The sequence below is a fragment of the Cognatundibacterium luofuense genome (genome assembly GCF_018139685.1).
GTDB lineage: Bacteria > Pseudomonadota > Gammaproteobacteria > Burkholderiales > Burkholderiaceae_D > Undibacterium > Undibacterium luofuense.
Genome location: NZ_JAGSPN010000699.1, coordinates 1 through 264 on the forward strand (window position 1 = coordinate 1; position 264 = coordinate 264).

Sequence of the window (264 nt, forward strand, 5' to 3'; positions counted from 1 at the left end):
TGTTCTGGTCGCCACGGATGTGCACTTCCGGTTGCGGTTGTTTGACCGATTCCACTTTCAGCTGGTCGAACAGGGCTTCTGTGCCTCCGGCCAGCGGACGGATCGCGCCGTTCCAGTAAATGTCACCGTCTTTGCTCACAGAGATGGTGATGTTTTCCGGTTTGGTTTTGTAGACCTGGTTGCGTTCTGCCGGCAGCTTGAGTTTGACCACGTCGGTGATCACCGGGGTGGTGATCAGGAAGATGATCAGGAGCACGAGCATGA

The 264-nt window shown here is 55.7% G+C and carries 1 protein-coding gene; it reads right to left on the minus strand.

Translation table 11 applies throughout. The features are described from left to right. A partial coding sequence (locus KDM89_RS22245) for an ExbD/TolR family protein (protein ID WP_212689900.1) occupies positions 1–264 on the minus strand: 264 nt, incomplete at both ends.